The organism is Enterobacter cloacae complex sp. I3, assembly GCF_014896175.1.
Taxonomy (GTDB): Bacteria; Pseudomonadota; Gammaproteobacteria; order Enterobacterales; family Enterobacteriaceae; genus Enterobacter; species Enterobacter bugandensis.
The window spans coordinates 125940-139326 of the sequence record NZ_JADBQZ010000009.1; the positions used below are offsets into that span (position 1 = coordinate 125940).

The window sequence follows — 13387 nt, forward strand, 5'->3', positions numbered from 1 at the left end:
CACCCTTCCAGAACCCATGCCGCGATAAAAAAAACCCGTCGCCGGAAGGCAACGGGTTTTTTGTTCAAACTTTAAACCGTTAGAGCGAAATTACGCCTGCTGGTTCATCAGTTCGTTGAAAGAGGTCGCTTTTTCGGTCACTTTCGCTTTCGCCAGTACCGCTTCAACAGCCTGCTCTTCCAGTGCGACGTTGCGCATGTTGTCCATCAGCTCTTTGTTCTTACCGTAGAACTCGATCACTTCTGATGGATCTTCGTATGCAGACGCCATCTCTTCGATCAGGCCCTTCACACGCTCTTCGTCAGCTTTCAGCTCGTGGGTACGAATCACTTCGCCCAGCAGCAGGCCAACAACAACGCGGCGTTTCGCTTGCTCTTCGAACAGCTCGCGCGGCAGTTCCATCGCTTGCTGCTGGTTGCCACCGAAGCGCTGTGCAGCCTGACGGCGCAGCACGTCGATTTCGCTGTCGATCAGGGCAGCAGGAACGTCGATTTCGTTCGCTTTTACCAGACCTTCAATCGCCTGAGATTTCACGCGGTTACGCACAGCACAGTTCAGCTCGCGCTCCATGTTCTTACGCACTTCGGTACGCAGGCCTGCAACAGAACCATCTTCCACGCCGAAACGCTTGATGAACTCTTCAGTCAGTTCTGGCAGTTCGCGCTCTTCAACTTTCTTCAGGTTGATGACGAACTTCGCTGCTTTACCTTTCAGGTTTTCAGCGTGGTACTCTTCAGGGAAGGTCACGTCGATGGTGAACTCTTCGCCCGCTTTGTGGCCTTTGATGCCGTCTTCGAAGCCTGGGATCATACGACCCTGGCCCATTGCCAGTACGAAATCAGACGCTTTGCCGCCTTCGAACTCTTCGCCGTCTACAGAACCGGTGAAGTCGATGGTTACGCGGTCTTCCGCGTCAACAGCGCCTTCTTTCTCTTTCCAGTTCGCCTGCTGCTTACGCAGGGTGTCCAGCATGCCGTCAACGTCTTCGTCAGTCACGGAAACGATCGGTTTTTCAACTTCGATAGATTCCAGGCCTTTCAGCTCAACTTCCGGGTACACTTCGAACTCTACGGAGTAGGTGAAGTCTTCGCCCAGTTTGTATTCACCTGGCACGTAGTTTGGCGCGCCGGCTGGATTGATTTTTTCTTTGATGATCGCGTCGATAAAGTTGCGGCTCATCAGTTCACCCAGCACATCCTGACGCACGGAAGCGCCATAACGCTGAGCAACAACATTCATTGGTACTTTGCCCTTACGGAAGCCGTCAATACGTACTTTTTTTGCTACGTTGACCAGCTCGCTTTTCACAGCAGTTTCGATGCTGTCAGCAGCGATAGTAATCGTTACACGGCGGCCAAGGCCTTGAGTGGTTTCAACTGAAACTTGCATCTTGTTACCTCAAAAAAATCACAGTGCTCGGTCAACTCTGAATCTGTCTGTTATACCGGGATGCTCTCTTAGTGCAGATTCACATTCCCTGTCGCCAGAATCATCCCGAAGACATTCAATAAGACGCGGCATTATAGCGGCATCACTTAGGTGAGTCGAGAACGGTTGGAGCATGTTGCTGCGGCTTTTTTCACACTTTAAGGCTATTTTTAGCCTTAAAATCGCACCATCCGCTCAAAACTCAGACAAAACAAAACGGCCCGGAGGCCGTTTTGAGGAAATCTGTAAGCAACATACTGGAAAAGCTCCAGCCGTTGCAAATCCGATTTATCAGGCGATGGTGCCTGCACCGCGACACGGCGGCGACGCAAAAACCGTATCCTGCAAGCCTTCCCATTCCTTAATGGTGTAGGTATGCAGTGCCAGCGCATGCACGGTCGTGGAGAGTTCTTCCGTCAAGGTGCTGTAGATCAGGCGATGTCGGTTCAGGAAACGTTCTCCCGTGAAGCGATCGCTAACCAGAACCACTTTAAAGTGGCTTTCAGAACCTGCCGGCACGTTATGACGATAGCTTTCGTCGACGACTTCGAGGAACACAGGGTTGAACGCTGCCCTTAATTTTTCTTCTATCTGTTCACGTATCATCATGAAATTACTCCTCCGACAACGCTAAGATGTCACCCATCCCTTTAAATGTTAGCCGCTTTTACCGTTTCCATTACACCTTGACAACAAATATTTAGCTTTCGTCTGATTTTCTCATTCAAATGCATGAAGTTCACTGTGAGACTCATACCTGTCGTCTCTGGCGGGAGGAGAAAAAGGATGAGCTGGTCAGTTTTCAGACAAGACGATGAATTTACATGCGTTGACCACTTCCCCTGGCCGTAGTCGATGATATGATGGCGGCAATTTTTCTCTCTTTAATGCTTACGATTCGTTGAGAACCTGAAAATGTTTAAAAAACTCTTCTTTCCGTTGGTAGCCCTTTTTATGCTGGCAGGCTGTGCGACTCCGCCTACCACTATTGATGTCTCACCAAAAATCACCCTGCCTCAGCAGGACCCAAGCCTGATGGGCGTCACCGTGAGCATTAACGGTGCCGATCAGCGTCAGGACCAGGCGCTGGCAAAAGTGACCCGCGACAACCAGCAGGTGACGCTGACCGCGTCCCGCGACCTGCGCTTCCTGCTGCAGGAAGTGCTTGAGAAGCAAATGACCGCTCGCGGCTACATGATTGGCCCAAGCGGCGCGGTTGATCTGCAGATTATCGTCAACAACCTGTACGCAGACGTCTCTCAGGGCAACGTGCGCTACAACATTGCGACCAAAGCGGATATCGCCATCATTGCCACCGCGAAGAACGGCAACAAGATGACCAAAAACTACCGCGCCAGCTACTCTGTTGAAGGCGCGTTCCAGGCCTCTAACAAGAATATTGCTAACGCCGTTAACAGCGTGCTGACGGACACCATCGCCGATATGGCGCAGGACACCAGCATTCACGACTTTATCAAGTAGAACGCACGTTAATCCTGCTCACTGGCCCGGTGCTTCACCGGGTCAGTTCATAAGAACATGTCCAGTCACTACTTACGCATTTTCCAGCAACCGAAATCAGCAATTCTGCTGATCCTCGGCTTTGCCTCCGGTTTACCCCTCGCGCTCACCTCCGGCACGCTTCAGGCGTGGATGACGGTTGAGAACATCGATCTCAAAACCATTGGTTTCTTCTCGCTTGTCGGTCAGGCGTATGTCTTTAAGTTCCTGTGGTCGCCGGTGATGGATCGCTATACGCCGCCGTTTCTGGGGCGTCGTCGCGGCTGGTTAGTGATGACACAGGTCCTGCTGCTGCTGGCGATTGCGGCGATGGGCTTTCTTGAGCCGACCACACAGCTCCGCTGGATGGCCGCGCTTGCGGTGATGATAGCCTTCTGTTCCGCCTCTCAGGATATCGTGTTCGACGCCTGGAAGACGGACGTGTTACCTGCGGAAGAGCGCGGTGCCGGTGCGGCGATCAGCGTGCTGGGCTATCGCCTCGGGATGCTGGTCTCCGGCGGGCTGGCGTTGTGGCTGGCCGACCGTTATCTCGGCTGGCAGGGTATGTACTGGCTGATGGCTGCCCTGCTCATCCCCTGCATTATCGCTACGCTATTTGCACCCGAACCGAGCGACGTCATTCCGGTTCCCCGCTCGCTGGAACAGGCCGTGGCCGAACCGCTGCGTGACTTTTTTGGCCGCAACAATGCCTGGCTGATCCTGCTGCTCATCGTCCTTTATAAGCTGGGCGATGCCTTTGCCATGAGCCTGACCACCACCTTCCTGATCCGCGGCGTCGGTTTTGATGCCGGTGAAGTGGGCGTGGTGAATAAAACGCTGGGGCTGTTTGCGACCATCGTCGGTGCGCTTTATGGCGGCGTATTGATGCAGCGCCTGACGCTGTTCCGCGCGCTGCTGATCTTCGGCATCCTGCAGGGCGCATCTAACGCGGGCTACTGGCTGCTGTCGGTGACTGACAAGCATATGTTCAGCATGGCCGCGGCGGTGTTCTTTGAAAATCTCTGTGGCGGCATGGGGACGGCGGCGTTTGTCGCCCTGCTGATGACCCTTTGCAATAAATCGTTTTCCGCTACGCAGTTTGCGCTGCTCTCGGCGCTCTCGGCCGTTGGGCGCGTGTACGTAGGCCCGATTGCCGGCTGGTTTGTAGAAGCCCACGGCTGGCCAACGTTTTATCTCTTCTCGGTCGCGGCTGCCGTGCCGGGGATTTTATTATTGCTGGTGTGTCGCCAGACGCTGGAATATACCCAGCGGACCGAACACTTTATGCCGCGTACTGAATATCACCGCGCCTACCGATTTGCGTTACGTCTGCTAATGGCGGGCTGCGGCGCGCTGGCGCTATGGCTTGTGGTACTTATCGTTAACGCCAGTACGTCTCTGGCGCTCCCCCTCGAAGCCCTTCTGCTGGATGCTGGAGCCCTGCTGGCCATCGCCGGGATCCTGACGGGGGGTCTGCTCGATTTTATGGCATTGCGTAAAACGCAGATGACCTGAAGAAAAAGTGAAAGGTTATTTCCCGTTGTAATCACTAACCGAAATTATAACGGTGAAATAGCCAACAGCCGCTAAAAAAATATTTGTTGTTTTGTGCGGGATAGGATTTGGAAATTATTGGAGCCAATTCCAAAACGCTATTTTTCATTAAACGATTCAGCATTGGAAAGTTTGATTTTTCGTTTTTTAGATGTCTTTTTATTGATAATTAATTGTTAATTTTTTGTATATTTTTAACAATGGTTATACCAATTGCCCCTTTTAGGGTATGCTTGGGGGTCCTTTCGTTATAAAGCCCATATCATGCGGCTTCGGTCATAAAAACCGACATAATCTGCAACACTTGTGACACGTGCGGCAGAACCCGGTAACACCTTCCTGACACAGGCCTAATGATGTTTACAGTAATGTAACCTTCCCGTAAAATGCCCGCACACTTTAAACGCCACCAGACTCCCGTGGAATTGAGGTCGTTAAATGAGACTCAGGAAATACAATAAAAGTTTGGGATGGTTGTCATTATTCGCAGGTACTGTATTACTCAGTGGCTGTGATTCTGCACTACTAGACCCCAAAGGACAGATTGGACTGGAACAACGTTCACTGATATTGACGGCTTTTGGCCTGATGTTGATTGTGGTTATTCCTGCCATTTTGATGGCTGTTGGTTTCGCCTGGAAGTATCGTGCGAGCAATAAAGATGCGAAGTATAGCCCGAACTGGTCACACTCCAACAAAGTTGAAGCTGTGGTCTGGACGGTACCTATCCTGATCATCCTGTTCCTTGCCGTGCTGACCTGGAAAACCACTCACTCACTTGAGCCAAGCAAGCCGCTGGTTCACGATGAAAAACCTATTACCATTGAAGTGGTCTCCATGGACTGGAAATGGTTCTTCATCTATCCAGAGCAGGGCATTGCTACCGTGAATGAAATCGCCTTCCCGGCGAACACTCCGGTTCAGTTCAAAGTGACCTCCAACTCCGTAATGAACTCCTTCTTCATCCCGCGTCTGGGTAGCCAGATTTACGCGATGGCCGGTATGCAGACGAACCTGCATCTGATCGCGAATGAAGCAGGCACCTACGATGGTATCTCCGCCAGCTATAGCGGCCCGGGCTTCTCAGGTATGAAGTTCAAAGCTATTGCGACGCCGGACCGTGCCGCTTTCGACCAGTGGGTTGAAAAAGCGAAGCAGTCTCCAAACACCATGTCTGACATGGCGGCGTTCGAAAAAGTGGCTGCACCTAGCGAATACAACAAGGTGGAGTACTTCTCTAACGTGAAACCAGATTTGTTCAAAGACGTTATTGGCAAATTTATGGATCACGGCAAGAGCATGGACATGACCCAGCCAGAAGGCGAGCACAGCGCGCACGAAGGTATGGAAGGCATGGACATGAGCCACGCGGAAACCGCTCACTAAGGGGCCGAGGAAGAAAATGTTCGGAAAATTGACACTGGATGCAGTGCCCTACCATGAACCGATTATCATGGTTACGGTGGCTGCAATTATCATTGGTGGCGCGGCCTTAGTTGGCCTGATCACTTACTTCGGTAAGTGGAGCTACCTGTGGAATGAGTGGCTGACTTCGGTTGACCACAAAAAACTCGGTATCATGTACTGCATCGTCGGTATAGTCATGTTAATTCGTGGCTTTGCGGATGCAATCATGATGCGTAGCCAGCAGGCACTCGCGTCTGCGGGCGAAGCCGGCTTCCTGCCACCGCACCACTACGATCAGATCTTTACCGCCCACGGCGTTATCATGATCTTCTTCGTGGCGATGCCGCTGGTAATCGGTCTGATGAACGTTGTCGTTCCGCTGCAAATTGGCGCGCGCGACGTAGCGTTCCCGTTCCTGAACAACCTGAGCTTCTGGTTCACGGTTGTCGGCGTTATCCTGGTTAACCTGTCACTGGGCGTGGGCGAATTTGCACAGACCGGCTGGCTGGCTTACCCACCGCTTTCGGGAATTGAGTACAGTCCGGGTGTAGGCGTTGACTACTGGATTTGGGCGCTTCAGCTCTCCGGTGTCGGTACCACCCTGACCGGTATCAACTTCTTCGTGACCATCCTGAAGATGCGTGCACCAGGTATGACGATGTTCAAGATGCCAGTATTTACCTGGGCATCTCTGTGCGCCAACGTACTGATTATCGCGTCGTTCCCAATTCTGACCGTCACCATCGCGCTGCTGACCCTGGACCGCTACCTGGGCACCCATTTCTTCACGAATGATATGGGTGGCAACATGATGATGTACATCAACCTGATTTGGGCCTGGGGTCACCCGGAAGTGTACATTCTGGTTCTGCCTGTTTTCGGTGTGTTCTCCGAAATCGCGGCAACCTTCTCGCGTAAGCGTCTGTTTGGTTACACCTCTCTGGTGTGGGCAACCGTGTGTATTACCGTTCTGTCGTTCATCGTTTGGCTGCACCACTTCTTTACCATGGGTGCGGGCGCGAACGTAAACGCCTTCTTCGGTATCACCACCATGATTATCGCCATCCCTACCGGGGTGAAGATCTTCAACTGGCTGTTCACCATGTACCAGGGCCGTATCGTGTTCCACTCAGCAATGCTGTGGACCATCGGCTTCATCGTGACCTTCTCCGTAGGTGGGATGACCGGCGTACTGCTGGCGGTGCCAGGTGCTGACTTCGTTCTGCACAACAGCCTGTTCCTGATTGCGCACTTCCATAACGTTATCATCGGCGGTGTGGTCTTCGGCTGCTTCGCAGGTGTGACTTACTGGTGGCCTAAGGCGTTTGGCTTCACGCTGAACGAAACCTGGGGTAAACGCGCGTTCTGGTTCTGGATCATTGGCTTCTTCGTGGCGTTTATGCCGCTGTACGTGCTGGGCTTCATGGGTATGACCCGTCGTCTGAGCCAGCAGATCGATCCGCAGTTCCACCCAATGCTGATGGTTGCAGCGGGCGGTGCAGCGCTGATTGCCTGCGGTATTCTGTGCCAGCTGATTCAGTACTACGTGTCCATCCGCGACCGTAACCTGAACCGCGACCTGACCGGTGACCCATGGGGTGGCCGTACGCTGGAGTGGGCAACCTCTTCTCCACCACCGTTCTATAACTTTGCCGTAGTGCCGCACATTCACGAGCGTGACGCATTCTGGGAAATGAAAGAAAAAGGTGAAGCGTACAAGCAACCTGAGCATTACGAAGAGATCCATATGCCGAAAAACAGCGCTGCGGGCATCGTGATTGCCGCTTTCGCAACGGTATTTGGTTTCGCAATGATCTGGCACATCTGGTGGATGGCGATTGTTGGCTTCGCTGGCATCGTAATCAGCTGGATTGTGAAGAGCTTTGACGAGGACGTGGACTACTACGTACCAGTCCGTGAAGTTGAAAAGCTGGAAAATCAGCATTTCGACGAGATTTCTAAAGCGGGGCTGAAAAATGGCAACTGATACTCTGGCGCACTCAACTGCCCACGCGCATGAACATGCGCACCATGATACAGGACCGACCAAAGTCTTCGGTTTCTGGATCTACCTGATGAGCGACTGCATTCTGTTCTGCTGTCTGTTCGCGACCTATGCCGTTCTGGTGAACGGCACAGCGGGCGGCCCGACCGGCAAGGACATTTTTGAACTGCCGTTCGTTCTGGTTGAAACCGCACTGCTGTTATTCAGCTCCATCACCTACGGCATGGCGGCTATCGCCATGTACAAAAACAACAAGAGCCAGGTTGTCTCCTGGCTGGCGTTGACCTGGCTGTTTGGTGCTGGCTTTATCGGGATGGAAATCTATGAATTCCACCACCTGATTATGGAAGGCTTCGGTCCGGATCGCAGTGGCTTCCTGTCCGCGTTCTTCGCGCTGGTGGGTACCCACGGTCTGCACGTGACCTCGGGTCTGATCTGGATGGCAGTACTGATGTTCCAGATCTCCCGCCGCGGCCTGACCAGCACTAACCGTACCCGTATCATGTGCCTGAGCCTGTTCTGGCACTTCCTGGACGTGGTATGGATCTGCGTGTTCTCTGTTGTCTATCTGATGGGGGCGATGTAATGAGTCATTCTAACGATCATGGCGCTTCCCACGGCAGCGTAAAAACCTACATGACAGGTTTCATCCTGTCGATCATCCTGACGGTGATCCCGTTCTGGATGGTGATGAGCGGTTCTGCGTCCAAGCCGGTTATCCTGGGAGCAATCCTGGTGACCGCGGTGATTCAGATTCTGGTGCATCTGGTTTGCTTCCTGCACATGAACACCAAGTCCGATGAAGGCTGGAATATGACTGCCTTTATCTTTACCGTGATTATCATCGCTATCCTGGTAGTCGGTTCCATCTGGATTATGTGGAACCTCAACTACAACATGATGGTTCACTAAGAGCGGCGAGTATGTTTAAGCAATACCTGCAAGTCACGAAACCAGGCATCATCTTTGGCAACCTGATCTCCGTAATCGGAGGGTTCCTGCTGGCCTCTAAAGGCAGCATTGATTACACCCTCTTTATTTACACGCTGGTCGGTGTGTCACTGGTGGTTGCGTCCGGTTGTGTATTTAACAACTACATCGACATGGATATCGACAAGAAGATGGAAAGGACCAAGAATCGGGTGCTGGTTAAAGGCCTGATTGCCCCTTCCGTCTCGCTGGTGTACGCCACCTTGCTGGGTATTGCTGGCTTTATGCTGCTGTGGTTTGGTGCTAACCCGCTGGCCTGCTGGCTGGGGGTGATGGGGTTCGTGGTGTATGTAGGCGTCTACAGCCTGTATATGAAGCGTCACTCCGTCTACGGCACGCTGATTGGTTCTCTCTCCGGCGCTGCGCCGCCGGTGATTGGCTACTGCGCCGTCACGAACGAGTTCGACAGCGGTGCGCTCATCCTGCTGGCTATCTTTAGCCTGTGGCAGATGCCGCACTCCTATGCCATCGCGATTTTCCGCTTCAAGGATTATCAGGCGGCGAACATTCCGGTTCTGCCGGTCGTGAAGGGCATTTCAGTTGCCAAGAACCACATCACGCTCTACATCATCGCTTTTGCCGTGGCAACGCTGATGCTTTCTCTGGGCGGTTACGCCGGATATAAATATCTGGTGGTAGCGGCCGCGGTGAGCGTCTGGTGGCTCGGCATGGCCCTGCGCGGCTACAAGGTGGAAGATGACAAAGTCTGGGCACGCAAGCTGTTTGTGTTCTCGATTGTCGCCATCACCTCCCTGTCCGTGATGATGTCCGTAGACTTCATGGTGCCGGACTCGCAAAACCTGCTGACTTACGTCTGGTAAGTTTATGTGATGATGAAAAGGGTGCTTCGGCACCCTTTTTTATTCACGAAATCTATTAATTACGCATGTAATATTTGTTAAATAAGCCTTTATTTACCCCGCCCCTTCCCCGCACTACACTATGGCCTGCTTTTAAATTGAGGTGGTAATGAACGATTATAAAATGACGCCGGGCGAGCTGCGTGCGACCTGGGGTTTAGGGACTGTTTTCTCGCTGCGGATGCTTGGCATGTTTATGGTCCTGCCCGTTCTGACCACGTACGGCATGGCGTTACAGGGTGCCAGCGAAGCGCTGATTGGCCTTGCTATTGGCATTTACGGTCTGGCGCAGGCGGTGTTCCAGATCCCCTTTGGCCTGCTCTCTGATCGGGTGGGCCGCAAGCCGCTGATTGTCGGCGGGCTGCTGGTCTTTGTGCTCGGGAGCGTTATTGCCGCCCTCTCCCACTCCATCTGGGGCATTATTTTGGGCCGCGCCCTGCAGGGCTCCGGTGCGATTGCCGCCGCGGTGATGGCGCTGCTGTCAGATTTAACCCGTGAGCAAAACCGCACCAAAGCGATGGCGTTCATCGGCGTGAGCTTTGGCATAACGTTTGCGATTGCGATGGTGCTCGGTCCCATCATTACGCACAAACTGGGTCTGCACGCCCTGTTCTGGATGATTGCGGTGCTGGCGACTATCGGGATCGCACTCACCCTGTGGGTTGTGCCAGACAGTAAAAATCACGTCCTTAACCGTGAATCCGGGATGGTTAAAGGCTGCTTTAGCAAAGTCATCGCCGAGCCGCGTCTGCTAAAGCTTAACTTCGGCATTATGTGCCTGCATATTCTGCTGATGTCCACCTTCGTCGCCCTGCCCGGCCAGCTTGCCGCAGCAGGTTTCCCGGCGGCCGAGCACTGGAAAATTTATCTGGTCACGATGCTGATTTCGTTTGTCTCTGTCGTGCCGTTCATCATCTACGCCGAAGTGAAGCGCAAAATGAAGCGCGTCTTCGTGGGCTGCGTGGCGTTACTGCTGATTGCCGAGATCGTGCTGTGGGGTGCCGGCCCGCACTTCTGGGAGCTGATCGCAGGCGTGCAGCTCTTCTTCCTGGCGTTTAATCTGATGGAAGCGCTGCTGCCGTCGCTGATCAGCAAAGAGTCCCCCGCCGGTTACAAAGGCACGGCAATGGGCATTTACTCCACCAGCCAGTTCCTCGGCGTGGCGATCGGCGGCTCGCTTGGCGGCTGGGTCGACGGCCTGTTTGATTCACAAACCGTGTTTCTCGCGGGCGCGCTGCTGGCAACAGTCTGGCTGCTGGTCGCCAGCACCATGAAAGAGCCACGCTACGTGAGCAGCCTGCGGGTAGAAATCCCGGATGACGTGGAGATTAGCGACGCGCTGAAGCAGCGTCTGGAAGGAAAAGAAGGGGTCACAGAGGTGCTGATTGTTCCCGAAGAGCGCAGCGCTTATGTCAAAATTGACAGCAAAGTGACCAACCGCTTTGAGGTGGAGCAGGCGCTGAAGGACTGAAAAAAAGCCCGGTTGAACCGGGCTTTTTTGTCTTAATCGCGGAAGTTTTTAAACTGGAAAGGTTGACCCAAATCCCCGCCGCGCACCAGCGCCATCACGGACTGCAGGTCGTCGCGGGATTTTCCGGTGACGCGAATCTCTTCGCCCTGGATCTGCGCCTGCACCTTCAGCTTGCTGTCTTTAATCAGCTTAACAATCTTCTTCTGCACCGCGCTCTCGATGCCCTGCTTCAGTTTGGCTTCTACAAACCAGTTCTTACCGCTGTGGACAAACTCGTCCGGCACGTCCAGAGACGTTCCTTCGATGCCACGTTTTAACAGCTTGGCGCGCAGAATGTCGAGCAGCTGATTCACCTGGAAATCAGACTCGCTCAGCACCTTAATGGTCTTATTTGCGTCGTTCAGCTCAAACGACGCCTCAACGCCGCGAAAATCGAAACGTGACTCAACTTCGCGGGTTGCGTTCTCAACGCCGTTGCGAACTTCCTGGATATCAACTTCGGAAACAATATCGAAAGATGGCATCTTTTCTTCTCCCTTCACTTTTGTTGCGTTGCATAATACCCGCTACGAGGCATAACTCAACAGAAGCTTAGCTGTATAATTAAGCTGTAACACCTGGCGCAGTTGCAGGTGAGGAGGAACAATGAAAATTACGGTGCTCGGATGCGGAGCGCTCGGCCAGCTGTGGCTGACCGCGCTGTGCAAGCACGGACATGAGGTTCAGGGCTGGCTGCGCGTGCCCCAGCCCTATTGCAGTGTCAACCTGATTGGTGAAGACGGAAGCATTTTTAACGAATCCCTCACCGCGAACGATCCTGATTTCCTGGCGCAAAGCGACCTGTTGCTGGTGACGCTCAAGGCGTGGCAGGTCTCAGATGCGGTTAAGACTCTGGCCGCGCAGCTCCCCCCCACGTCCCCCATTCTGCTGCTGCATAACGGTATGGGAACCCTTGATGAGCTGAAAAGCGTCCCGCAGCCTCTGCTAATGGCGACCACCACCCACGCTGCGCGTCGCGACGGGACTATTATCGTGCATGTCGCCAGCGGCGTGACGCACATCGGCCCGGCCAGAACACAGGATGGTGACTACAGCTATCTGGCCGATGTTCTGCAAAAGGTCTTGCCGGACGTCGCCTGGCACAACAACATCCGCCCTCAGCTGTGGCGCAAGCTGGCCGTAAACTGCGTGATCAATCCGCTGACGGCGCTGTGGAACTGCCCGAACGGGGAGCTGAAAAACCATCCGCAGGAGGTGGCGTCCCTGTGTGCAGAAGTCGCGTCGGTCATTGAGCGAGAAGGCCTGCACACCTCAGCAGAGGATTTACGCTGTTATGTCGAGCAGGTTATTGAGAGTACGGCTGAGAATATCTCCTCGATGCTGCAGGACGTTCGGGCATTACGCCATACGGAGATAGATTACATTACCGGTTATCTGCTAAAGCGCGCCCGCTCGCACGGCATCGCCGTACCGGAAAACGCCCGTCTGTATGACCTGGTTAAACGTAAGGAGAGTGAATATGAGCGCGTCGGCACTGATTTGCCTCGCTCCTGGTAGCGAAGAGATGGAAGCGGTCACTACTATTGATTTACTGGTACGTGGCGGCATTAAGGTAACAACCGCCAGCGTAGCCAGCGACGGCAATCTGGCAATCACCTGTTCACGAGGGGTGAAAATCCTGGCAGACGCACCGCTTGTCCAGGTTGCTGACGGCGATTACGACATCATCGTCCTGCCCGGCGGCTTAAAAGGCGCGGAATGTTTCCGCGACAGCCCGCTGCTGGTTGAAACCGTGCGTCAGTTTCATCTGTCCGGCCGCATCGTCGCGGCAATCTGTGCCGCCGCTGGAACGGTTCTGATTCCGCACGACATCTTCCCCATCGGCAATATGACCGGCTTCCCGGGGCTTAAGGATACGATCCCGGAGGAGCATTGGGTGGATAAACGCGTCGTCTGGGATCCGCGCGTCAACCTGCTGACCAGCCAGGGACCCGGCACCGCGATTGATTTTGGCTTAAAGATTATTGATCTGCTGGTCGGGCGGGAGAAGGCCTACGAAGTGGCGTCGTCGCTGGTGATGCCGGCGGGGATTTATAATTACTATGAAGAGTAGTGCATAAAAAAAACCGGGTGGCGCGAGGTAAAAGCAAAACGGCAACCTTTGGTTGCCGT

General features: G+C 53.7%; 13 protein-coding genes. 10 read left to right on the forward strand and 3 right to left on the reverse strand.

Annotated features, from left to right (window positions below):
- Window positions 1-90 precede the first annotated feature (90 nt).
- Window positions 91-1389 carry a trigger factor gene (gene tig / locus IM271_RS08990; RefSeq protein WP_193052472.1) on the reverse strand — a complete coding sequence of 433 codons (1299 nt, stop codon included), beginning with the start codon at window positions 1387-1389 and terminating at the stop codon, window positions 91-93.
- A gap of 330 nt (window positions 1390-1719) precedes the next feature.
- Entirely contained in the window at window positions 1720-2037 is a 318-nt protein-coding gene (bolA, locus tag IM271_RS08995; RefSeq protein WP_003859051.1) for a transcriptional regulator BolA, read from the reverse strand.
- 306 nt (window positions 2038-2343) lie between these two features.
- Between bolA and IM271_RS09000 the strand changes: the two genes are divergently transcribed.
- From IM271_RS09000 to IM271_RS09035, 8 genes are all read left to right on the forward strand, one after another.
- Window positions 2344-2910 (forward strand): lipoprotein, encoded by a 567-nt coding sequence (locus IM271_RS09000; protein ID WP_193052473.1) that lies wholly within the window; start codon window positions 2344-2346, stop codon window positions 2908-2910.
- A 57-nt stretch (window positions 2911-2967) separates the two neighbouring features.
- Entirely contained in the window at window positions 2968-4443 is a 1476-nt protein-coding gene (gene ampG / locus IM271_RS09005) for a muropeptide MFS transporter AmpG (protein WP_045259899.1), read from the forward strand.
- Window positions 4444-4920: 477 nt separating this feature from the next.
- Window positions 4921-5868, forward strand: coding sequence for a cytochrome o ubiquinol oxidase subunit II (gene cyoA, locus IM271_RS09010; protein ID WP_048999051.1), 948 nt, complete (start codon window positions 4921-4923; stop codon window positions 5866-5868).
- A gap of 16 nt (window positions 5869-5884) precedes the next feature.
- The gene (gene cyoB / locus IM271_RS09015) at window positions 5885-7876 is read left to right on the forward strand and encodes a cytochrome o ubiquinol oxidase subunit I (protein ID WP_028012157.1); all 1992 of its coding nucleotides are present in this window, start codon (window positions 5885-5887) and stop codon (window positions 7874-7876) included.
- A complete protein-coding gene (locus IM271_RS09020; protein WP_003859057.1) occupies window positions 7866-8480 on the forward strand; it encodes a cytochrome o ubiquinol oxidase subunit III in 615 nt (204 codons plus the stop codon). The genes cyoB and IM271_RS09020 overlap by 11 nt, the downstream gene beginning before the upstream one ends.
- The gene (locus tag IM271_RS09025; RefSeq protein ID WP_006176899.1) at window positions 8480-8806 is read left to right on the forward strand and encodes a cytochrome o ubiquinol oxidase subunit IV; all 327 of its coding nucleotides are present in this window, start codon (window positions 8480-8482) and stop codon (window positions 8804-8806) included. The genes IM271_RS09020 and IM271_RS09025 overlap by 1 nt, the downstream gene beginning before the upstream one ends.
- 11 nt (window positions 8807-8817) lie before the next feature.
- Window positions 8818-9705: a heme o synthase gene (gene cyoE, locus IM271_RS09030; protein WP_003859062.1), complete on the forward strand. Its 888-nt coding sequence runs from the start codon at window positions 8818-8820 to the stop codon at window positions 9703-9705.
- Between the two features lie 148 nt (window positions 9706-9853).
- On the forward strand, window positions 9854-11215 hold the full coding sequence (locus tag IM271_RS09035) for an MFS transporter (protein WP_193052474.1): 1362 nt from the start codon (window positions 9854-9856) through the stop codon (window positions 11213-11215).
- 32 nt (window positions 11216-11247) lie between these two features.
- Here the strand turns inward: IM271_RS09035 and IM271_RS09040 are convergent, their stop codons facing one another.
- A complete protein-coding gene (locus IM271_RS09040) occupies window positions 11248-11739 on the reverse strand; it encodes a YajQ family cyclic di-GMP-binding protein (protein ID WP_023293165.1) in 492 nt (163 codons plus the stop codon).
- Between the two features lie 121 nt (window positions 11740-11860).
- Here IM271_RS09040 and panE point away from each other — a divergent pair, with 121 nt between their 5' ends.
- Both panE and yajL read left to right on the forward strand, forming a co-directional pair.
- Window positions 11861-12772 carry a 2-dehydropantoate 2-reductase gene (gene panE / locus IM271_RS09045; RefSeq protein WP_041911083.1) on the forward strand — a complete coding sequence of 304 codons (912 nt, stop codon included), beginning with the start codon at window positions 11861-11863 and terminating at the stop codon, window positions 12770-12772.
- Window positions 12735-13328 carry a protein deglycase YajL gene (yajL, locus tag IM271_RS09050; RefSeq protein ID WP_045259897.1) on the forward strand — a complete coding sequence of 198 codons (594 nt, stop codon included), beginning with the start codon at window positions 12735-12737 and terminating at the stop codon, window positions 13326-13328. Before panE ends, yajL begins: the two co-directional genes overlap by 38 nt.
- Window positions 13329-13387 lie beyond the last annotated feature (59 nt).

What these genes read in the sequence shown, in the direction of transcription:
- IM271_RS09020 (WP_003859057.1), top strand. Translation starts at nt 7,866, where the DNA reads ATGGCAACTGATACTCTGGCGCACTCAACTGCCCACGCGCATGAACAT.
- IM271_RS09035 (WP_193052474.1), top strand. Translation starts at nt 9,854, where the DNA reads ATGAACGATTATAAAATGACGCCGGGCGAGCTGCGTGCGACCTGGGGT.
- yajL (WP_045259897.1), top strand. Translation starts at nt 12,735, where the DNA reads ATGAGCGCGTCGGCACTGATTTGCCTCGCTCCTGGTAGCGAAGAGATG.
- tig (WP_193052472.1), bottom strand. Translation starts at nt 1,389, where the DNA reads ATGCAAGTTTCAGTTGAAACCACTCAAGGCCTTGGCCGCCGTGTAACG.
- IM271_RS09040 (WP_023293165.1), bottom strand. Translation starts at nt 11,739, where the DNA reads ATGCCATCTTTCGATATTGTTTCCGAAGTTGATATCCAGGAAGTTCGC.
- cyoB (WP_028012157.1), top strand. Translation starts at nt 5,885, where the DNA reads ATGTTCGGAAAATTGACACTGGATGCAGTGCCCTACCATGAACCGATT.
- cyoA (WP_048999051.1), top strand. Translation starts at nt 4,921, where the DNA reads ATGAGACTCAGGAAATACAATAAAAGTTTGGGATGGTTGTCATTATTC.
- IM271_RS09025 (WP_006176899.1), top strand. Translation starts at nt 8,480, where the DNA reads ATGAGTCATTCTAACGATCATGGCGCTTCCCACGGCAGCGTAAAAACC.
- cyoE (WP_003859062.1), top strand. Translation starts at nt 8,818, where the DNA reads ATGTTTAAGCAATACCTGCAAGTCACGAAACCAGGCATCATCTTTGGC.
- IM271_RS09000 (WP_193052473.1), top strand. Translation starts at nt 2,344, where the DNA reads ATGTTTAAAAAACTCTTCTTTCCGTTGGTAGCCCTTTTTATGCTGGCA.
- ampG (WP_045259899.1), top strand. Translation starts at nt 2,968, where the DNA reads ATGTCCAGTCACTACTTACGCATTTTCCAGCAACCGAAATCAGCAATT.
- bolA (WP_003859051.1), bottom strand. Translation starts at nt 2,037, where the DNA reads ATGATGATACGTGAACAGATAGAAGAAAAATTAAGGGCAGCGTTCAAC.
- panE (WP_041911083.1), top strand. Translation starts at nt 11,861, where the DNA reads ATGAAAATTACGGTGCTCGGATGCGGAGCGCTCGGCCAGCTGTGGCTG.